The organism is Acidovorax sp. FW305-C-20-28 (assembly GCF_058783375.1).
This window is the reverse complement of the sequence record NZ_JBYSYM010000009.1, coordinates 55,570-74,685: the sequence shown is the minus strand read 5'-3', so window position 1 is coordinate 74,685 and position 19,116 is coordinate 55,570. Positions and strand designations below refer to the sequence as shown.

Genomic DNA, 19,116 nt, shown 5'->3' with positions numbered 1-19,116 from the left:
CGGCTGACTAAGTGGCCCCGCATTGCCCACCATCGAGTAGCCAGACCCCAAAATTTATGAGCCAGCAACGTTTATTGGAAAGCTTGAGTGCCTTGTTTGCCACCCATCCGGTGGTGTTCTGGCACGACGTGGAGCACGAGTTCACTTCCGTGGTCGATAGCCTGCCGCCCGAGGGCGTGCAACTGGTGCGCCTGGACGAGACGCCCACGCTGCGCGTGAAGATTGACATTGAGCGCGCGCCGGGCCAGCGCTGGCTGATCTACAGCACCCAGCCCGAGCCGGAGCCCGCGCAGGACTGGCTGCTGGACGTGCGCCTGCGCAGCAAGTCGTTTCGGGCAGACACCACGTCCATCCTGCTGGAAGACCTGGGCCTGACCACGCAGGCACTGCGCCACCACGTGAAAGAGCGGGCCAAGTTTTTGCGCGCCAAGGATCGGGTGGAGCGCCTCAAGCGCCTGGCGCTGCCGGGCGACGGTGCGCCAGACCTGGATCGCAAGATGTTGGCCGTGCTGACCCGCGCCGACCAGCCTGAGCTGTTTGCCATGCTGCAACGGCTGTTTGCCGCGCTGGTGGTGGATGGCGAGGCCGACCTGACCGCGCAGCCCAAGGCCTGGCAAGACATTGTGGCCAACGACCTGGCCCCGGCGTTTTGGGCGTTGGTGCGCTCACAACTGGGCTATGCCGACCCAGACCCCTGCTTGCGAGACCTGCTGGTGCGCGTGTTGGTGACCGACCTGTGCCGGTGCCTGGACGGCCCGCCGCCGCGCCAGTTGGCGCACTTTGTGTTGCCCGACCGCGCGCTGGCGGCCAATGCCTCGGTGTTTGCGGCGCGGTGGCGCTCACACCTGGCGTTTTTCAGCAGCTACAACGTGCTGGCCCGTGCCGTGGCGCAGGAGTTGAACCTGGCGCAATTGCTGGCCAGCTACACGGCAGAGCAACTGGCCGAGTGCATGGCTTTCGAGGAGGTAGAGCTGCGGGTGGTGCAAGACCTCAAGCAACGCATCGTGGCTGGCGCGGGTGCCAACATGGACGTGGTGCATGGTTTGATTGCACGGCGGCGTGACGGGCATTGGGCCAACCCCTTGTTGGCCAGTGCCAGCGAGCGCACCCGCGCGCTGGCGGCTTGCTACGACGCGCTCACGGCAGCGGCAGACTTTTTCAGCCTCAAGGCCAGCCATGCGGCGGGCTTTAGTTTTGCCGATGCAGCCACGGCGTTCGGCCAATACCGCGAGCACCTGTACCTCTTTGACCAGCTGTACCGCCACTTTCATACGGCAGCGGATGCTGTGGAGCCTTCAGGCTGGGCAGTGCTGCATGAGCTGCGCACGTCCATCGAGGGGGTTTATTCAGGCTGGTTTGTGCCGCAACTTGGCGCCGCCTGGGCCAAGGTGATGGAAGGCGACCAAGGCTTGCTGCAGCGTTGGACCCTGCCCGACGTGACGCCGCAGCAGACGTTTTATGAGCGTGAGGTGCAGCCTTTGTATAGCGGCGGCGCCAAGCGCGTGTTTGTGGTGATTTCAGACGCTTTGCGCTACGAAGTGGCACAGGAGCTGGTGCAGTTCACCAACGGCAAGAACCGTTTCAAGGCGTCGCTGGGTGCCATGCTCGGTGTGCTGCCCAGCTACACAGCACTGGGCATGGCGGCGCTGCTGCCGCACCAAACACTCGCGTACAAGGAAAGCGCCAACCTCGATGTGCTGGCTGATGGCCACCTGGTGGCTACGCTGGAGCAGCGCAATGAGCACTTGAAGTCGGTCGGCGGCATGGCGATCAAGGCCGAAGACCTGATGGCCTTGGGCAAGGAAAAAGGCCGCGATCTGGTTCGTGACCGCCAGCTCATTTACATCTACCACGACCGCATTGACATGACGGGCGACAAGCAGGCGTCAGAGTCCAAGACTTTTGAGGCGGCCGCGCAGACGGTGCAGGAGTTGTCGCAGTTGCTGGGCTTCATCATCAACTCACTCAACGGCTCGACGGTGTTGGTGACGGCGGATCATGGCTTCATCTACCAGGAGTCACCCCTGGATGGGGCCGACAAATCGACGCTGGAAGACAAGCCCGCAGGCACGCTCAAGGCCAAGAAGCGCTATCTGATCGGCCGTAACCTTGGCACGACCGCCAAAGCCTGGGCAGGCAATACGGCGGTGACGGCGGGCACCACGCCTGAGGGCAGCCTGGATTTCTGGGTGCCCAAAGGTGCCAGCCGCTTTCACTTTGCCGGGGGCGCTCGCTTTGTGCACGGCAGTGCCATGCCGCAAGAGGTGGTGGTGCCAGTCATTACAGTGCGTGAGAGCGAGGCCGACCACGCCAAGACCCGGCCCGTGAATATCAGCGTGCTGGGCAACGTGGGCAAGATGGTGACCAGTTCGCAGCGTTTCGAGTTCATACAGACCGATGCGGTGTCCGAGCGGGTGCTGGCGCGCACGGTGGTGGTGTCGCTGCGCGAGGGCGACGCGTCGATCAGCGACGAGCAGACGCTGACGTTTGACAGCACCTCTCAGCTACTGGATGAGCGCAAACGCACTGTATTTTTGACGGTGTTAGCCGGTGCGCATGACCCGCACCGCCGCTATGACCTGGTGATGCGGGATGCCATCACTAAGGTGGAAGTGCTTCGCCTGCCTATCAAGGTGGACTTGGCCTTTGGCAGCGACTTTTAATGGAATGCGGTTTTTTCTAGAACGCGAATGACACAAGAACTGAACACCCCTACTGCCACGCCGCCATCTGAAGCATTGGAATCCACCGTAGGCGCGAGCCTGGACGATCTGCTGAACACCCACTTTGCAGGCAAGGTGGTCCGCAAGGATCTGACCAAGCTCATCAAGGAAGGTGCCAATGTGCCGGTGTACGTGCTGGAGTACCTGCTGGGCATGTACTGCGCGAGCAACGACGAGGCCACCATTCAGAACGGGCTGCAGATGGTCAAGCGCGTGCTGGCTGAAAACTATGTGCGTGCGGACGAAGCAGAAAAGGTCAAGTCCAAGGTGCGCGAAAGCGGCACGTACAAGGTGATCGACAAGATCACCGTCAAGCTGAATGAAAAGCGCGACCTGTACGAAGCTCTGCTGTCCAACCTGGGCGTGAAGAACGCCGAGATTTCTGACTCATATGTGCGGCAGTTTGAGAAACTGTTGGTAGGCGGAATCTGGTGCATCGTCACGCTGAAGTACCACTTTGAAGAAGACCAGCGCGGATCGCCTTTCACCGTGACTGAACTCAAGCCCATCCAGATGCCCAACATGGACATGCAGGCACTGTTTGAGGCGCGCAAGGCATTCACCGATGCGCAGTGGATCGACGCGCTGATCCGCTCCACGGGCATGGAGCCGACCTGCTTCAAGGAGCGTGAAAAGTGGCACCTGCTTGCGCGCATGGTGCCGCTGGTGGAAAACAACTACAACTTCTGCGAGCTGGGCCCGCGTGGCACCGGCAAGAGCCACATCTACAAAGAAATCAGCCCCAACAGCATTTTGGTGTCGGGCGGGCAGACCACGGTGGCCAATCTGTTCTACAACATGAGCGCCCGCAAAGTGGGGCTGGTAGGTTTGTGGGACGTGGTGGCCTTTGACGAAGTGGCGGGCATCAACTTCAAGGACCACGACGGCGTGCAGATCATGAAGGACTACATGGCCTCGGGCTCGTTCAGCCGGGGCCGTGAGTCGATCAACGCCAGCGCGGCGATGGTGTTCGTAGGCAACATCAACCAGAGCGTGGAGTCGCTGGTCAAGACCTCACACCTGCTGGCCCCGTTCCCGGAGGCCATGATCGACTCGGCGTTTTTTGACCGCTTTCATGCATATGTGCCGGGCTGGGAGATCCCCAAGATGCGGCCTGAGTTCTTTACCAACCAGTACGGCATGATCGTGGACTACTTGGCGGAGTACCTGCGTGAAATGCGCAAGTACAGCTTTGCCGATGCCATCGACAAGTGGTTCAAGCTGGGCAACAACTTGAACCAGCGTGACACCATCGCCGTGCGCCGCACCACGTCGGGCTTGCTCAAGTTGGTGTGCCCGAACGGTGAGTACACCAAGGATTCGGTGCGTAAGTGCCTGGAATATGCGCTGGAAACTCGACGCCGTGTGAAGGAGCAGCTCAAGAAGATTGGGGGCATGGAGTTTTACGACGTGCATTTCAGCTACATCGATTTGGAAGACGGAGTGGAGCGCTTTGTAACCGTGCCGGAACAGTCAGGCGGTGCACTGGTGCCGGAGGGGCGCCTGCAGCCAGGCACCTTGCACACCATCAGCATGGGCGTTTCGGAAATGCCGGGTATCTACCGGCTGGAGATCCAGTCGATTCCTGGCGGTGGCAAGGTCAGCGTGTCAGGTGTCGCGCCACGGGAGGCCGTCAAGGTGGCCTTTGACTATTTCAAAGCCAACTCCTCGCGGGTGAGCGCCTCCATCAAGCCGGGCGAGCGGGATTTTCATACCCACCTGGTGGAGCTGCAGAACAGTGGTGCGCCGCAAGCGCTGACGCTGGCGAGCTTTATCGCGCTCTGCTCAGCAGCCCTTGCCAAGCCCGTGCAGTCGCAGTTGGCTGTGTTGGGCGACATGAGTCTGGGAGGCACCATTGTTCAGGTGCGCAATCTGGCGGAGAGCATGCAGGTGGCCTTCGACGCAGGCGCCAAGCGCATTTTGCTGCCGATGTCGAGCGTGACGGACATCCCATCGGTCCCAGGCGAATTGTTCGCAAAATTTCAGACGAGCTTTTATTCAGATCCGGTGGATGCTGCGTTTAAGGCCCTAGGCGTGGAATAAAAACTGATGCGGTCAGCGTTGTTCGTTCAAGGTCTTGATCTCTTCGATTTCTCAAACCAGAAGCGACTAGGTGGCATACCCCCATGAACACACCCGCCCTCGACATCCTCGCTTCTCGAACTTCGCTGCGGCTCGACCCCGTCGCCTATAAGCTGGAGGACCCCATCGAGTTGCAGATGTTGCTTGCGATAGCCGAAGCCACAGAAAAAACGCGTGTCGCGCTCTATCGCGATCCCAGCTGGGGAGTTCGTATTCCGATGCCTCCTCGCGGCTTAATGTCGCCAGAGAAACGCCAACAAGGCATCGTCTTGGCAGATCTTTTGCCCTGGCCTGCACTGCTCACTTTACGTCAGTGCGCCGACGAGGTCGCCCACCAGATTGAAGGCGGAACTCGGGACGGGGTATTGCAGTACGCACTGTCGATTTGCCCCATCGAACACTGGCCAACCCTACTAAACTATATGGCGCTAGGAGAAGCAGGTTCTAGCGTCGCACAAGCTCTGGGTCCGGTAATCCGCAACCTCAAGGCTAAAGAAGCGCGCATCAAACAAGGTGCCAGCTTAGGGGGCAAGAAATCCGGAAAAGAGCGGATTAGGCAATCGTCTGTACCAGAGATCCAAAAGCTCCTGCAAGAACGGCAGCGCTTGTTGGAGTCTGGAAGGGAATCCAAAGATGTTGCAGGTATCTTGGCCCTTCGTTATGGGGTCGCGCCCACCACTATTCGTCGAAAGTTTCGCCAGGTAACTGAAGGCGATTCGGTTTAGCAGAGATCAGAAAGCGAACACGAAGGGGGTTCGTGTTCGTCGCCGCTGGAAAAGTCCGGTCATCAACGCCGTTCTATTCACCGGAGTACACCGATGACCACTCTCCCCCACTCACCCACGCGCCTGAGCGAGGAAACTCGTTCGCATCTTCCCACTGCCGAGGCTGCATTCCACCTGAACCGCTCCGAGCAGACCCTGCGCCTGTGGGCTTGCAAGGAGAACGGCCCTATCCGCCCTGCTCGTGTTCACAACCGTCTTGCCTGGGCGGTTGTGGATCTGCGCAATCTCCTCGGCGCGTAACCACGGCGCACCAGGGCAATCCCAGAGCAACACATTGCTTTTTGGTAAGGGCTCAGGTCGCCACTGAGCCCTTATTGCTTCTAAGCCCCCGTACCCCCCCTCCCATTGACATGGCTGTGAGCACGGTCAGACCCGGAGTCTTTGTGCGTTTCAAGAAATTGAAAGGCACAAGCCGCGTGCTTGCAGCTGCGCGCCACAATTTGCGAGAGCTACCACTCACCCCTAACATCACGGCCGGCAAGCAGGAAGCAAACCAAGTAGTGTGGGGAGGGCTGACTTCAAACGCCGTCAATGAAGCCTACAAGGCTATGCTGATAGCCGCCGGTGTACGCAAGCTGCGGGTGGACGCCGTCAGGTTAATCGAATGCGTGATCAGCCTCCCGGTCGGGTGCTACGACGCAGACGGCAAGTACTTCACCGCAGCTATTGCCTGGCTGCGTCAGAAGTTCGGCCAAGAAAACATTTTGAGTGCCATCGTCCACAATGACGAGAGTGCCCAGCACATGCATGTGCTGGTAGTCCCCCTTGTTGATGGGCACATGCGAGGTTCCGATCTGTTAGGTGGGCCTCATCACATTGGCGCCCTGCTGCGAAGCTTCGAGCAGGCCATACAGCCAGCGTGGAAGCAGCTCGGCTTCGATACCGAACACTCGGTGCCACCAGATCAAATGGCACGCGAAACGGTAGCGTATCTGCAGCGCATCCGCGATCCGATGTGGGAGAGCGCGGTGGCACCAATCATTCGAGCCTTTATTGAGGACAACCCAGAGCCGTTCTTTCAAATGCTGGGCTGTCCCACAACTGCGCCCGCAGTAACGGGAATAGATGAGGATTCGTGCTTGCCACCGCGAGTCAAGCGTTTCCGCCGGGCCAAACGCCAGTCAACGATGGCGGAGATCTTTACGCGCCCTGTCCGCAACATGCGCGGCGCAAGTGCAGAGCGCTATCGTCAAAGCACGGAGTATCTGCAGGCTCACCGCGTCCTCCCTCTCCTTTGCAAAGTCTCTGCAGTTGCGCAATCTGCTGCTGTAGCGACACGCGATCCAAAGGCGGGCTTGTCGCTCTCCACCGTCGAGGCCGCAGTAGTTGCCAGCGATATACCAACGCGAACCCTATGCTCTGTAGGGTTCGCGCTGCAGAAACCCAGTCCACAGTGCGCGCAAGTTCAAAAGGAACGTGACGCGTCGCAGGTGTCCGCAGGAGCCCCCTTCCGCACGTCGGCAGCACATGCACTCCAGCAACGACCGATCTTCCAGTTGGTGCGACGAGCACGTCCGGAAGCAACCGACACCGCCCACAACATTGGCTGCCACGATCAAGCACCGCAACAAAGGCAAGTACATCGCGCTTGGCGGTGGCCTCCAACCAGGGCGCCATGCAAAGCATCGCTGTCCCGATGCCAAACCGCTGGACCGCAGTGTGGGGGCTACGGCCATCAACACCCGTATGGCGACCTCCGATGCGTTGACCACGCCAATTGCCCTATGCACGGGTGCTCCGTAAAAGTCTTTGAAATGACCGATGACCAAAAGCGCGGGTTGCTGAAAGCGTACTACGCAGCAACGAAGGAAATTTTTGCGGCCTGGAGGGCGCGTGGATATCCGCATCCGCCACCTCTGAGGCCTGATTTCCCCGAGGCACTTCGAGGCCTCACTTGTGGAGCTAAAACGCGCGCTGGAACCGCTTGCAAGCAGACCGCTCTGTTAAACGGCGGGCGATGCAAATTGCACGGAGGTTGCTCCACCGGACCAACAAGTCCCGATGGCAAGAAGACATCATCGCAAAACGGAATGACGCGAAAGACAAAGCGAACCCCATGAGAACCTGTCAAAACTTAACATTTGACAACGGTGCGGATGACTAGCTTCAGGACATTTCAAACCACAGCGCGCAGCACCCCAGGGACCGTATTGCTATCGTATTGAACGCCAGCCAAATCAAGAATGTGCTCCTCAATGCGGGCCAAGAACGGTCGCAGCGCGTCCACACTGCGTGGCCGATACCCCTCTGCGGTGGCGCTTGGCTTGTGTCCCATGATCTGTGCGATTGCCCCAGCGGGGGCGCCCGCAGCCTCGCCCAACAACGAGAAACTCCGCCGTAGGCCATGGAAGGTCAGGTGTTCAATTCCTGCCTCTTGCAGTGCAGCCGCATGACTTGAGCGGGCGTCACTTATACGTCCAGCCTTGCCCGTGCTGGCAAACACAAAGGGCCCGGTCTTGGGCAATGTTGCAAGGAGCTGAGCCATGTAGGCGCTTAACGGAATAGTACGGGTGCTGTCCACTTTGTCGGCGATGGTCAGCTTGCGCCACTGGGAATCAACGTTCCCCCAAGTCAGGGTAGCCAGTTCCTCGCGACGAGCGCCGGTCAGCAGAAGCGCTCGCAAATAGATGCTTGCAGTACGGTTCGGGAGCTGCTCAACACCCGACCACCAGGCAGCGACCTGCGCGGCTTCGAGGGCATCCGTTCGGCGGGTGCTGGGCGGGAGGTTCTCCATGATCGCAGCGGATTTCCCAGCATCGCGGTCGACTAGGTTTCGATACTCAGGGCGGCCTGCACACCAGCGAAGAAAACCACGGAACATCATCAGCGCACGAGCAGCTTGATGCTTGCTTGCGAGGGCCTCGCGGTCGTACCAAATCTTCAAACTATCTTCATTCACTTGCACTAGCGGCAGCGCCAGCAGGGGGTGGAGTGGTCCAGGCCTCGTTAGACCCGCTCCTCTTTTCTTCCTTTCGCCACCGGGTGACGCCATCGCCACAAGATCAGCCCGATAGCGTGGCTTCCAAGCGTCACGCCGCTTGGGCTTGCCACTCTGCAGATACGAGGGCCATAAGTCCCCCACAGTCAATGCGTTGGCTTCCAGAGCTGCATGCTTCGCAATGTGGGCCGCAATTGCATCGCGCTTTAGGTTGCGAGGATCTTTTCCTTCGTCGATGAGTCGCTGCAACTCGCGGGCCTTGGTCTGCGCAGCAGGAATCGTCCATGCAGCAGGGCTACCAATGGTGATCCGCAAATCCTTGCCCTGATACACCCCCTGGAAAACGTAGGCAGGTTTGCCCCCAGGTGTCGCCCGGAGGCCGAGCCCTGGCGCATTCACATCCCACATGAATGCCTGTTTTTTGTCGGCTGGACATTTAAAGCCAGTTACGCGCCCTGCGGTGAAAGCAATCTTTGCCATCGAGGATCCTGTGCGGTCTTACATCGCTAAGGATGTAAGGGCGGATGTAAGACTTTTTCTTAAAAAAAGCCGAGTATCTTTCAACACTCGCACCGTCGGTAAACCGCGAAAAATGCTTTAACGTGTTGATTTGTATAGATTTTATCAACATCCATCAACACAGGCAAATGTGCCACTCCCATCATTCGTAATGAGAAGGTCGGGTGTTCGATTCATCTCTCCGGCACCAAATGAAAAGCCCCTGATTCGCAAGAGTCAGGGGCTTTTTTCATGCCTGCAGGATGGCCACCCCGATATAGCGCAAAGCTCGCCCTGCATGCTCACGGCCCGTCAACACACGGGCCTTGGATCACTTGCGATCAATGCATTTGAATTCCAGTGTTGCGCTGGCCTGGCGACCAAACCCCGAGTTGGTGGTTTGCAGATCCAGCGTCTGAACCTCCTTGCCCAGCCCGGAACAGAAGGCATTTGCCTGCCGATAGACAGACGCCTTCTCCTCCGCAGCCGAGACGAAGCCGACCTTCGCGTTTTTTTCGGACACCATGTACCGATCAGCTTCGAGCTTCACCACCCCCGTACTGCCACAACCCATCAACCCAACCAAGACGACAAGCCCTAGAACCTGACCATGCATAAAAAATTGCTCCCAGAAGAATAAGCGCTGGCGCGCGTCGAAGCACAGGGGGCACCGAACACCGGCACTCATCCCCACACCACTCGCATGGCAAGTGGGCGCAACCCTTTGGCGAAACGTATTTGCACAAGCCCCACAGCAATGCACACCCAAGAACGCCCTGCTGCCCCACCCCAAACGTCAACAAGTATTGCAATCGGGCCTTTGCCGGCCATTTCCTGCCACAGCGGGCGAACACACGGGGCATACTCAACACCACGACAAAGGGGTCGCCGTGTGCCCCGGCGCTCGCCCACAACGAACACCCCTCGATTGACCGACAGCCCCAGGATTTGACAGGCCCAATCCCCATGGACAACCCAGCCTTTCACGAACGACGCAGTGGCAAGGACCGCCGCCAGACCGAGGCTGGGCCGCCTGGCAAGCACGAGCGCCGCCGCTCCATCGAACACCGCCAACCCGAAGTGCGCGAACTGCACCTCTCACGCGAAGAACTGGAAGCCCTCGGGTTTGTGATGGGCACACAGACAGCAGCACCCACCCCGCAAAAAAGAACCGCCTGAGCACCATCGTGCCATCTCTTTGCCCACGCCACGTGCGGCCAGCGCCATCCGCAGCAAGCGGCAGATGCGAGGGGCAAAAGAGATAGGCAGCCAGGAGGAGGCAATGGGCACCAGGCCCACCCCATCCAAAAATGGCTCAGCTGGTTTGCGTCTGGTACGCGTCGCGCGCACTCATCACGCGGTGGGCCACCATGTCGAGCGCCGGACGCACATTGCCCTGCTTGTCGGTCCAGACCTTGGGGGTGATGGAGCCGGCGACCGAGATGGACTCGCCGTCGTGCATCTGCTCCATGGCCTGGCACACGTCATCGTCGAACGCGATGACGTTGACGAACAGCATCTCGCCCTCCGCACTCGGGGCCCGCACCTTGGCCACCATGTAGGGCTTTCCCACCTTGTCCAGACGCCGTTCTGGCCCTCCGTAGAGACGGCCCGAAATCAGTCCATCGATCATGCAATCCCCATCCAGCACTTGTTGTCGGTTTGTTCATGCCGGGGCCATCGCCCCGCCCACCCGGCCGGAACACAGCAGTCTCGAAAAACACGCCGCCCCTGTCCACAAAAAAAGCCCAGGACCAACTGGCTCTGGGCTCTTGCCGCGGATGATGGGGTCGCCGCCGGCACGGGCTTTTTCCAAAGAGGCACCAAGCCGCAACCGCCTCGCCAACACATGGCGGACTCTGCGCCCTCGCACCCCTTGAAGGAATGGCCCGCCGCGGGGCACCACCACCCCACAGCCCCGGACCAACCCGCACGGCGTCCTGTCTCATGACCTGCACGCACCACCATCAGTGGCACGCACATCCATCCAAAAGCCAGTACGTATTGTAACCACCGGCCTTTCAAACCCGGCGCCTCGCAAGCCCTGGTGCGGCTAGCGCGCGACACTGCCGGCAGCAGGCCAGAGCAGCACCCACGCATCCGACAGCGCCCATGCGTAGCCACAAAGGGTCAGACCGGATTTGGCGGGCACCGGCAAACCGGTGACAATGGCCCGGCAACCTCCACCAGTTCACACCCACCATCTTTCGAGAGGGGCCACCATGACTGTTCTGGACGACGCCAACATCGAGCTGCCCTGCCCGCACTGCCAGCAGACCATCAAGGAGCGGCTGGGCAAGCTCAAGCTGAGCCCGCGCATCACCTGCCCGCGCTGCCGCCGCACCAGCGAAGTCCGGCCCGAGGAATTGCAACGCGCCACCCGCAAGCTCACCCAGGCCTTTGCCAGCATCCAGCAGTCGCTGGCGCGGCTGGGGCGCTGAAGCCCGCCCCAAGCCAAGCTCCTACAGCACAGGCTTGGCAGGACCCGCTGGCGCGGGGGCTACGCCAGCAGGCGCTGCATCCACCGCCGACGACGCAGCAGGCGGGCCGCCAACAGGTGCCGCCACCGCGGCAGGCGGCGTCCATTCCATTGCCAGGTAGCGCTGGCGCACCGACTCCGGCGTCTGCTCGCACACATGCTGCCCCACCTGCGTCAATTCGGGCACCCGCACACACAAGCCGGGCGAATGCCTGAAGGGGGCGCTGGTGTGCTCGTCCACATAGCGCATCTCGCCATCGCCCTGGCGCACGGTGTAGCGGAACTGGTAACGCGCCTGGGGCCTGCGGTCCATGGTCGAACCGATGGCAGCCCCCAGCAAGGTGGCCGCCAATGCACCACCAGCGGAGTAGTTGCCCCCGCGCAGGCCACGGTCCAGGTATGCCGCGCCCGCAATGGCACCGCCAAGGTGCGCACCCGCCGTGGTGCCCGGGGTTGAGCGATCAACCCCTTGCACATCCACGATGGTGCCGTAGCCATCGGCGCGCAGCACCTGCGTCGCATACTGCAGTTTGAGCCGGTCACGCTCGGCCTCGGTTAGGCCGTCCCACACACGGGAGGCGATCACGGCATCCGGTCGGAGGTCCTGCACGACACCCACTGCAGGCGCCGCAGGCGGGGCAAACGGCATGACCAAGGTATTGGGAGATCCAGCCTGGTCGCCGCTGCTGACAGGACCCCTGGCATCCAAAGACCTGGAACCCGGCCCCCTGGCCTCCGGCAGCGCGGGCGCCCGGGTGGCACACCCCGCCAGAAGCACCAATGCGGCCACGCCGCCCAGAACCTTAAGGTACGAACTTGATTGCACGGCCCTTGCCCTCCAGAGTACCCCAGCTCATCATCGAAATGCCCACGTCGCCATAGCGCACCAGCACCACGGCATCGGCCCCCATCGCGGCCGCTTTCTCGCGCAGCCTGTCGTTCACCAGTTCAGGGGTCGGCGAGGGATGAAAGATCGTGGTCTTGTTGACCCTGACGGTGATATCGCCCAGCGCGGCGTAGCGCCGGTCCACGATGTCCTGGTCGGTGATGGCCACCTGCGCGGGGCTCAGCCGGGGCGCACTGGCTGCAGCAGCAGTGTCGGGCGCAGCATTGCGAACGGAACTCGTGGACCAGGTGGCACAGCCACCGAGCAATGCGGCAGCGCACAGCAGCACCCCCGTCGTGATTCTGGAAATCGGCATGGAAAAAGCAGTCCTGGAAAAGAGAGGTCTTCGCCTTCCGGCCGCGAAACCTTACCAGAAACACATGGATACACAAACAAGAAAAGATCCGCCGGTAACACGGCAACCCGGACCCGGGCCGATCAGAAGAGCCTCCCATGCGCAGAGATGGAGGCATGACCCCAAAGAGCGGCAGCAAAGCCTGCGTGCGTGCTGTCGCAAGCCCCGAGCGCGCAAAGAAAAACGGGCTACCGCTTGTGGCGATAGCCCGTTGTTCATCGAAGAAAATGGTCGGCGTGGCGGGATTCGAACTCGCGACCCCTTGCACCCCATGCAAGTGCGCTACCAGGCTGCGCTACACGCCGACAAGACTTAGATTATATGCACAAATTCGGCTAGTTTTGGGAAAGTAGGGCTCGGATCTCAAATAATTCTTGTCGGACCGCATTCGAGTCGAAAACGAAGGCCGAAGAAGCGCTGCCCAGGCCCTGCACATCGTCGATCAGCACGCCCGGCAACTCGCTGTCCGGCCCTTCGGCATCGCCCTGCCCCGCCGCATCATTGCGCGCCGGCAGTGCCAGCTCCTGCAACTTGTTGCGGGCACCGCTGATGGTGAAGCCCTGGTCGTACAGCAGGTCGCGGATGCGGCGGATCATGAGCACCTCATGGTGCTGGTAGTAGCGCCGGTTGCCGCGCCGCTTCATGGGGCGCAGCTGGGTGAATTCCTGCTCCCAGTAGCGCAGCACATGCGGCTTCACGCCACACAGCTCCGCCACCTCACCGATGGTGAAGTAGCGCTTGGCAGGAATGGCAGGAAGCACAGTGCCCATGGGGTTCCGGATTCAAATGGGAAAGCCTGCAAGGGTACTGCAGGCCGGCAGGAACCGCCAGACCGCCAGCCCCGATTCAGCCACCGATCAGGCAAAAATTCACAATCCGGCGGCCGCCTGGATCTGCTCCTTGAGCTTGCTGCTGGCGTGGAAGGTCACCACGCGGCGCGCCTGGATCGGGATCGACTCGCCGGTGCGCGGGTTGCGCCCGGGGCGCGGCGCCTTCGTGCGGATCTGGAAGTTGCCAAAGCCCGAGAGCTTCACGTCGTTGCCTTCCACCAGGCTCTGCGAGACGAGGTCGAAGAAAGCGTCGATCATGTCCTTGGACTCGCGCTTGTTCAGACCGATCTGGTCGAACAAGAGATCGGCCAGCTGCGCCTTGGTGAGCGCAGGGGTTTCCAGGCTTTCGACTGCAAATTCGATCACGGCATCTCTCCCCGTCAGCATCGTCATGTTGTTGTGTGTGCTCCGCTATTGTCGCTGCGATCCTCAGCCGCGCAGCCGCGCACCCACACGCTGTGTGAGTTGGGTCACAGCGGCCTGCACGGCAGCCTCGATCTCGGCTTCGGTCAGCGTGGCTTCGTCGCTGCCCAGGGTCAGGCGCACGGACACACTCTTCTCACCGGGAGCCAGGCCACCGGCAGGCGTTTCCTCGCCGGCCTTGAGCGGCTTGGGGCGGTAGATGTCGAACACCACGGCAGAACGCAGCATGCCGCCAGGGATGGCGGCCTGCACGGCTGCCACGATCTCGGCGTGCGTGACACGCTCAGCCACCACCGGTGCCAAGTCGCGCTCCACCGCCTGGTGCTTGGCGACCGACTTGAACTGCGGCACCACGCGCTGCAGCACGGCGTCGAGTTCCAGCTCGAACATCACGGGCGCCAGCGGCAGCTCCCACGACTGGCGCCACTGCGGGTGCAGCTCGCCCACGAAGCCGATGGGCTTGCCCTGCACCAGCACGCGCGCGCAGCGGCCGGGGTGCATGGCGGGGTGCTCGCCCGGCTCGAAGGTCGCCTTGAGCGGTGCCAGCAGCGCCTCGACATCGCCCTTCACATCGAAGAAGTCAATGCCCTGCTCCTTGCGGCCCCACTGCAACATGTCGTTGGCGCCATAGGCCACACCCGCCACACGCATGGGCTGGTGGAAACCCTCGACCGTGGTGTCGGTGTTCTGCACGCTGGCATCGCGCAGGAACACGCGGCCCAGCTCGAACACGCGCACGCGCTCGGCGCGGCGGTCCAGGTTGAACTTGAGCACCTGCAGCAGCGAACCGAGCAGACTCGAACGCATCACGCTCATCTGGCTGGCGATGGGGTTGAGCAGCTTGATGGGCTGGGCATTGCCGGCCAGTTCCTGCTCCCAGCGCTCTTCGACGAAGCTGAAGTTGATGGTCTCCTGGTAGCCCAGGCCGGCCAGCAGGCGGCGCACGGCGAACGGGCTGCGCGAGGCCTCAGCCGGCAGCTTGGGCGTGATGGGTGCCAGCGGCGGCGTGGTGGGCAGGTTGTTGTAGCCCACCATGCGCGCGACCTCTTCGATCAGGTCTTCCTCGATGGTGATATCGAAGCGGTAGGCCGGCGGCGTCACAGCCAGCGTGCCCTCGCCTTCGGTGAATGGCAGGCCCAGGCGACGGAACACATCGGCGCACTGCGCCTGCGTGAGCGGCATGCCAATGACCTTGGCGGCACGGGCCACGCGCAGCGTGACGGGTGCCGGCACGGGCAGGTTGACGCGCTGGTCGTCCATGGGGCCGCAGGCCGTCTCGGGCGTGCCGCAGATGTCGATCACCAACTGGGTGATGCGTTCGATGTGCTCCACCGTCAGCGCAGGATCCACGCCGCGCTCGAAGCGGTGGCCGGCATCGGTCGAGAAGTTGTAGCGGCGCGAACGGCCGGCCACGGCCTTGGGCCACCAGAAGGCGGCCTCGATGTAGATGTGCTTCGTGTCGTCGGACACGGCGGTGGCGTCACCGCCCATGATGCCGGCCAGCGACTCGACCTGCTGGTCGTCGGCGATCACGCCGACCTTCTCGTCCACGGTGATGGTGTTGCCGTTGAGCAGCTTGAGCGACTCGCCCGCCTTGCCCCAGCGCACGTCCAGCCCGCCATGGATCTTGTCCAGGTCGAAGATGTGCGAGGGGCGGCCCAGCTCGAACATCACGTAGTTGGAGATGTCCACCAATGGCGACACGCCGCGCTGGCCGCAGCGCGCCAGGCGGTCCAGCATCCACTGCGGCGTGGTGGCGCGCGTATTCACATTGCGCACCACGCGGCCGGAAAAGCGGCCGCACAGGTCTGGCGCGCTGATCTTCACGGCCAGGGTGTCCGCCAGTTGGCTCGCCACGGCCGGGAAGGCCGGTTGCGAGAGTGGCACGCCGGTCAGCGCCGAGACTTCGCGCGCAATGCCGTACACGCTCAGGCAGTGCGCCAGGTTGGGCGTGAGCTTGAGCGTGAACAGCGTGTCGTCCAGGTTCAGGTGCGCGCGGATGTCCTGGCCCACGGGGGCGGAGGCATCCAGCTCCAGCAGGCCACCATGGTCTTCCGAGAGCTTGAGTTCGCGCGCCGAGCACAGCATGCCCTGGCTTTCCACGCCGCGCAGCTTGCCGACCTTGATGAGGAAGGGCTTGCCGTCGTCGCCAGGCGGCAGCTCGGCGCCCACCAAGGCGCAAGGCACCTTGATGCCCACGCGCGCATTGGGCGCACCGCAGACGATGTTGAGCAGCGCGCCCTGGCCCACGTCCACCTGGCACACGCGCAGGCGGTCGGCATCGGGGTGCTGCACGGCCTCCTTGATCTCGCCCACGACGATCTTGGTGAACGGTGGCGCCACGGGGCGCAGCTCCTCCACCTCCAGGCCGGCCATGGTCAGCGTCTCGGCCAGCTCGGCGGTCGAAAGGGGTGGGTTGCAGAACTCACGCAACCAGGATTCAGGGAATTGCATAGTCGAACTCTTGTACGGAAAGTGCCCTGCGCGGCATGGATACAGCGCGCGCCTGGGCGAAAACGGCTCGGCGGGCCAGCCTTTACTGGAACTGCGACAAAAAGCGGATGTCGCCGTCGAAGAACAGGCGCAGGTCGTTCACGCCATAGCGCAGCATGGTCATGCGGTCCATGCCCATGCCGAAGGCAAAGCCGATGTACTTTTCAGGGTCCAGACCCATGTTGCGCACCACGTTGGGGTGCACCTGGCCGGAACCGGCCACCTCCAGCCAGCGGCCGGCCAGCGGGCCGGTCTGGAACTGGATGTCGATCTCGGCGCTGGGCTCGGTGAAGGGGAAGAAGCTCGGACGGAAGCGCAGCACCAGGTCGTCGCTCTCGAAGAAGGTGCGGCAGAAGGCCGTGAAGATCACCTTCAGGTCCTTGAAGCTCACGTTCTCCCCGATCCACAGGCCTTCGCACTGGTGGAACATGGGCGAGTGCGTGGCATCGCTGTCCACGCGGTAGGTGCGGCCCGGCGCGATGACGCGGATTTCGGGCATGGGCTGGCCGGCGTCGAGCGCGGCGCGGTGCGCCTTGACATGCTGCACCGCGTGGCGGATCTGCATGGGGCTGGTGTGCGTGCGCAGCAGGTTGGGCGCCTCGGGCGTGCCGCCCTCGACGTAGAAGGTGTCGTGCATGGAACGCGCGGGATGGTCCTCGGGCGTGTTCAGCGCGGTGAAGTTGAACCAGTCGGTCTCGATCTCGGGGCCCTGGGCCACGTCGAAACCCATGGAGCCGAAGATGCCCTCGATGCGCTCGAACGTGAGCGATACGGGGTGCAGGCCGCCCTGCCCGCGCTGGCGCCCCGGCAGGCTCACGTCCAGGGCCTCGGCCTTGAGCTGAACCTGCAGCTCGGCATCGGCCAGCGCCTGGCGGCGCGCGGTCAGCGCGGCTTCGATGGCCTGCTTGGCGACGTTGATGGCGGCGCCGCGGGACTTCTTCTCGTCCACCGACAGCTGGGCCATGCCCTTCATGAGCTCGGTCACGCGACCCGACTTGCCCAGGAACTGCGCCTTGGCGTTTTCCAGATCAGCGGGGGTGGCGCTTTGCGCAAACAACTGCGTCGCGCTCTCGACCAGGGTATCCAACTCGTTCATATCGACTCTTGAAAATGAACAAGGGCTAGTGCCTTCACAAGCCCTAGCCCTTGCTGTTATTGCGCAAACAGCCGCCCGGTAAGAGACGGCCGCCTGTCGTGAACTCAAGCAGCCAGCTTGGCCTTGACTTGCTCCACGATGCTGCCGAAGGCAGCCTTGTCGTGCACTGCGAGGTCGGCCAGCATCTTGCGGTCGATCTCGATGGAAGCCTTCTTCAGGCCGTTGGCGAACTGGCTGTAGGTCAGGCCCAGTTCACGGGCAGCGGCGTTGATACGGGCGATCCACAGTTGGCGGAACACGCGCTTCTTGGTGCGGCGGTCACGGTAGGCATATTGCCCAGCCTTCATCACCGCCTGTTTGGCGATGCGGAAGACGTTACCGCGGCGACCACGGAAGCCCTTGGCGAGGGCGAGAACTTTCTTGTGACGGGCACGGGCCGTTACACCACGTTTGACGCGAGGCATGTGAGTACTCCTTGTTCGTCGTTATTTACAGGCCAGCGCTGGGCAGCATTTGTGCGATCGAGCCCATGTTGGTCTCATGCACATTCACTGCACCACGCAGGTGGCGCTTGTTCTTGGTGGTCTTCTTGGTCAAGATGTGACGCTTGAAGGCTTGACCGCGCTTGACGGTACCACCTGGACGGACGCGGAAACGCTTTTTCGCGCTGCTCTTGGTCTTCATTTTGGGCATGTGAATGCTCCTTTTCTTTGTGCTCGTGAGGCGTTTGCAGAAACCGATCTGCAAACTTGTTGGCCCCGAGCCACTTTTTCAGCCGGCTTTCACCGGCTGTGCGGCAGCGCCGAAACGCTGCCTATCGCCGGGCGCGCCCCTTGCGGGGTTCGCCCGGCAAATCCTTGTCCCTGGTCCGCTATCGGCCTCAGGCGGCACTGCCCGAAGGCGTGCTTTCGGCCGCTGCCGGCTTGGCTGCGGCGGGCTTTTTCTTGCCCGGCGCAATCATCATGATCATCTGGCGGCCTTCCAGCTTGGGAAACTGCTCGATGATGATGGTGTCGGCCAACTCATCGCGAATGCGGTTGAGCAGCGCCAGCCCCAGCTCCTGGTGGGTGATTTCACGGCCGCGGAACCGCAGCGTGATCTTGCACTTGTCACCATCGGCCAGGAAGCGGCGGATGTTGCGCATCTTGATGTTGTAGTCGCCATCGTCCGTACCCGGACGGAACTTGACTTCCTTGATCTCGATGACCGTTTGCTTGGCCTTCGCCTCGGCGGCGCGCTTTTGCTCCTGGTACTTGAACTTGCCGTAGTCCATCAGGCGGCACACCGGCGGGTTCGCCGTGGCGGCAATTTCGACCAGGTCCACATCCAGCTCACCGGCCATGCGCAGGGCTTCCATGAGGCTGACCACGCCCAAAGGCTCGTTGTCAGGCCCGGACAGACGAACTTCCGGGGCCATGATTTCACGGTTCAGGCGGTGCTTGCGCTCTTCACGGTGGCGACGATCACGAAATTCAGTAGCGATGGCTATCTTCCTTCAATCAAAATACTACAAAATGTGTAGCTACAG

General features: G+C 61.9%; 19 protein-coding genes and 1 tRNA gene. 7 read left to right on the top strand and 13 right to left on the bottom strand.

Annotated elements, in window-relative coordinates; all coding sequences use genetic code 11:
- Positions 1-56 precede the first annotated feature (56 nt).
- The 5 genes from pglZ to AC3WOH_RS12585 all read left to right on the top strand — a co-directional run bounded on the left by pglZ (position 57) and on the right by AC3WOH_RS12585 (position 7,650).
- Positions 57-2,663, top strand: a complete 2,607-nt coding sequence (gene pglZ, locus AC3WOH_RS12605; RefSeq protein ID WP_492229671.1) for a BREX-1 system phosphatase PglZ type A — start codon at positions 57-59, stop codon at positions 2,661-2,663.
- A 27-nt stretch (positions 2,664-2,690) separates the two neighbouring features.
- Entirely contained in the window at positions 2,691-4,766 is a 2,076-nt protein-coding gene (gene brxL, locus AC3WOH_RS12600; RefSeq protein WP_492229670.1) for a protease Lon-related BREX system protein BrxL, read from the top strand.
- A gap of 83 nt (positions 4,767-4,849) precedes the next feature.
- Positions 4,850-5,530, top strand: a complete 681-nt coding sequence (locus tag AC3WOH_RS12595; protein ID WP_492229669.1) for a hypothetical protein — start codon at positions 4,850-4,852, stop codon at positions 5,528-5,530.
- Between the two features lie 93 nt (positions 5,531-5,623).
- Positions 5,624-5,830, top strand: a complete 207-nt coding sequence (locus tag AC3WOH_RS12590; protein WP_492229668.1) for a DNA-binding protein — start codon at positions 5,624-5,626, stop codon at positions 5,828-5,830.
- Between the two features lie 110 nt (positions 5,831-5,940).
- Entirely contained in the window at positions 5,941-7,650 is a 1,710-nt protein-coding gene (locus tag AC3WOH_RS12585) for a plasmid recombination protein (RefSeq protein WP_492229667.1), read from the top strand.
- Positions 7,651-7,706: 56 nt separating this feature from the next.
- Here the strand turns inward: AC3WOH_RS12585 and AC3WOH_RS12580 are convergent, their stop codons facing one another.
- Both AC3WOH_RS12580 and AC3WOH_RS12575 read right to left on the bottom strand, forming a co-directional pair.
- Entirely contained in the window at positions 7,707-9,008 is a 1,302-nt protein-coding gene (locus tag AC3WOH_RS12580; RefSeq protein WP_492229666.1) for a tyrosine-type recombinase/integrase, read from the bottom strand.
- A gap of 349 nt (positions 9,009-9,357) precedes the next feature.
- Complete coding sequence (locus tag AC3WOH_RS12575; RefSeq protein ID WP_492229665.1) at positions 9,358-9,714, bottom strand: hypothetical protein; 357 nt, start codon at positions 9,712-9,714, stop codon at positions 9,358-9,360.
- A gap of 278 nt (positions 9,715-9,992) precedes the next feature.
- Between AC3WOH_RS12575 and AC3WOH_RS12570 the strand changes: the two genes are divergently transcribed.
- On the top strand, positions 9,993-10,205 hold the full coding sequence (locus AC3WOH_RS12570; protein WP_492229664.1) for a hypothetical protein: 213 nt from the start codon (positions 9,993-9,995) through the stop codon (positions 10,203-10,205).
- A gap of 136 nt (positions 10,206-10,341) precedes the next feature.
- Here the strand turns inward: AC3WOH_RS12570 and AC3WOH_RS12565 are convergent, their stop codons facing one another.
- The gene (locus tag AC3WOH_RS12565; protein ID WP_492229663.1) at positions 10,342-10,659 is read right to left on the bottom strand and encodes a single-stranded DNA-binding protein; all 318 of its coding nucleotides are present in this window, start codon (positions 10,657-10,659) and stop codon (positions 10,342-10,344) included.
- 589 nt (positions 10,660-11,248) lie between these two features.
- Here AC3WOH_RS12565 and AC3WOH_RS12560 point away from each other — a divergent pair.
- Positions 11,249-11,467 (top strand): hypothetical protein, encoded by a 219-nt coding sequence (locus tag AC3WOH_RS12560; protein WP_492229662.1) that lies wholly within the window; start codon positions 11,249-11,251, stop codon positions 11,465-11,467.
- A 21-nt stretch (positions 11,468-11,488) separates the two neighbouring features.
- Here the strand turns inward: AC3WOH_RS12560 and AC3WOH_RS12555 are convergent, their stop codons facing one another.
- From AC3WOH_RS12555 to infC, 10 genes are all read right to left on the bottom strand, one after another.
- Positions 11,489-12,091 carry a hypothetical protein gene (locus AC3WOH_RS12555; protein WP_492229661.1) on the bottom strand — a complete coding sequence of 201 codons (603 nt, stop codon included), beginning with the start codon at positions 12,089-12,091 and terminating at the stop codon, positions 11,489-11,491.
- A 217-nt stretch (positions 12,092-12,308) separates the two neighbouring features.
- The gene (locus AC3WOH_RS12550; protein WP_492229660.1) at positions 12,309-12,707 is read right to left on the bottom strand and encodes a hypothetical protein; all 399 of its coding nucleotides are present in this window, start codon (positions 12,705-12,707) and stop codon (positions 12,309-12,311) included.
- Positions 12,708-12,974: 267 nt separating this feature from the next.
- Positions 12,975-13,051: transfer RNA gene (locus AC3WOH_RS12545), tRNA-Pro, on the bottom strand.
- 30 nt (positions 13,052-13,081) lie between these two features.
- Complete coding sequence (locus AC3WOH_RS12540; RefSeq protein ID WP_492229659.1) at positions 13,082-13,516, bottom strand: MerR family transcriptional regulator; 435 nt, start codon at positions 13,514-13,516, stop codon at positions 13,082-13,084.
- 99 nt (positions 13,517-13,615) lie between these two features.
- Positions 13,616-13,969 carry an integration host factor subunit alpha gene (locus AC3WOH_RS12535; RefSeq protein WP_184861019.1) on the bottom strand — a complete coding sequence of 118 codons (354 nt, stop codon included), beginning with the start codon at positions 13,967-13,969 and terminating at the stop codon, positions 13,616-13,618.
- Between the two features lie 36 nt (positions 13,970-14,005).
- Positions 14,006-16,453 (bottom strand): phenylalanine--tRNA ligase subunit beta, encoded by a 2,448-nt coding sequence (gene pheT, locus AC3WOH_RS12530; protein ID WP_492229658.1) that lies wholly within the window; start codon positions 16,451-16,453, stop codon positions 14,006-14,008.
- Positions 16,454-16,535: 82 nt separating this feature from the next.
- Entirely contained in the window at positions 16,536-17,588 is a 1,053-nt protein-coding gene (pheS, locus tag AC3WOH_RS12525; RefSeq protein WP_492229657.1) for a phenylalanine--tRNA ligase subunit alpha, read from the bottom strand.
- 104 nt (positions 17,589-17,692) lie between these two features.
- The gene (gene rplT, locus AC3WOH_RS12520; RefSeq protein WP_005795139.1) at positions 17,693-18,052 is read right to left on the bottom strand and encodes a 50S ribosomal protein L20; all 360 of its coding nucleotides are present in this window, start codon (positions 18,050-18,052) and stop codon (positions 17,693-17,695) included.
- Between the two features lie 25 nt (positions 18,053-18,077).
- The gene (rpmI, locus tag AC3WOH_RS12515; protein WP_005795135.1) at positions 18,078-18,281 is read right to left on the bottom strand and encodes a 50S ribosomal protein L35; all 204 of its coding nucleotides are present in this window, start codon (positions 18,279-18,281) and stop codon (positions 18,078-18,080) included.
- Positions 18,282-18,468: 187 nt separating this feature from the next.
- On the bottom strand, positions 18,469-19,077 hold the full coding sequence (gene infC / locus AC3WOH_RS12510) for a translation initiation factor IF-3 (RefSeq protein WP_184861242.1): 609 nt from the start codon (positions 19,075-19,077) through the stop codon (positions 18,469-18,471).
- Between the last annotated feature and the right edge of the window lie 39 nt (positions 19,078-19,116).

What these genes read in the sequence shown, in the direction of transcription:
- AC3WOH_RS12575 (WP_492229665.1), bottom strand. Translation starts at nt 9,714, where the DNA reads ATGAGTGCCGGTGTTCGGTGCCCCCTGTGCTTCGACGCGCGCCAGCGC.
- rplT (WP_005795139.1), bottom strand. Translation starts at nt 18,052, where the DNA reads ATGCCTCGCGTCAAACGTGGTGTAACGGCCCGTGCCCGTCACAAGAAA.
- brxL (WP_492229670.1), top strand. Translation starts at nt 2,691, where the DNA reads ATGACACAAGAACTGAACACCCCTACTGCCACGCCGCCATCTGAAGCA.
- AC3WOH_RS12565 (WP_492229663.1), bottom strand. Translation starts at nt 10,659, where the DNA reads ATGATCGATGGACTGATTTCGGGCCGTCTCTACGGAGGGCCAGAACGG.
- pglZ (WP_492229671.1), top strand. Translation starts at nt 57, where the DNA reads ATGAGCCAGCAACGTTTATTGGAAAGCTTGAGTGCCTTGTTTGCCACC.
- AC3WOH_RS12550 (WP_492229660.1), bottom strand. Translation starts at nt 12,707, where the DNA reads ATGCCGATTTCCAGAATCACGACGGGGGTGCTGCTGTGCGCTGCCGCA.
- rpmI (WP_005795135.1), bottom strand. Translation starts at nt 18,281, where the DNA reads ATGCCCAAAATGAAGACCAAGAGCAGCGCGAAAAAGCGTTTCCGCGTC.
- pheT (WP_492229658.1), bottom strand. Translation starts at nt 16,453, where the DNA reads ATGCAATTCCCTGAATCCTGGTTGCGTGAGTTCTGCAACCCACCCCTT.
- AC3WOH_RS12580 (WP_492229666.1), bottom strand. Translation starts at nt 9,008, where the DNA reads ATGGCAAAGATTGCTTTCACCGCAGGGCGCGTAACTGGCTTTAAATGT.
- AC3WOH_RS12560 (WP_492229662.1), top strand. Translation starts at nt 11,249, where the DNA reads ATGACTGTTCTGGACGACGCCAACATCGAGCTGCCCTGCCCGCACTGC.
- AC3WOH_RS12540 (WP_492229659.1), bottom strand. Translation starts at nt 13,516, where the DNA reads ATGGGCACTGTGCTTCCTGCCATTCCTGCCAAGCGCTACTTCACCATC.
- AC3WOH_RS12570 (WP_492229664.1), top strand. Translation starts at nt 9,993, where the DNA reads ATGGACAACCCAGCCTTTCACGAACGACGCAGTGGCAAGGACCGCCGC.
- AC3WOH_RS12585 (WP_492229667.1), top strand. Translation starts at nt 5,941, where the DNA reads ATGGCTGTGAGCACGGTCAGACCCGGAGTCTTTGTGCGTTTCAAGAAA.
- pheS (WP_492229657.1), bottom strand. Translation starts at nt 17,588, where the DNA reads ATGAACGAGTTGGATACCCTGGTCGAGAGCGCGACGCAGTTGTTTGCG.
- AC3WOH_RS12535 (WP_184861019.1), bottom strand. Translation starts at nt 13,969, where the DNA reads ATGACGATGCTGACGGGGAGAGATGCCGTGATCGAATTTGCAGTCGAA.
- AC3WOH_RS12595 (WP_492229669.1), top strand. Translation starts at nt 4,850, where the DNA reads ATGAACACACCCGCCCTCGACATCCTCGCTTCTCGAACTTCGCTGCGG.
- AC3WOH_RS12590 (WP_492229668.1), top strand. Translation starts at nt 5,624, where the DNA reads ATGACCACTCTCCCCCACTCACCCACGCGCCTGAGCGAGGAAACTCGT.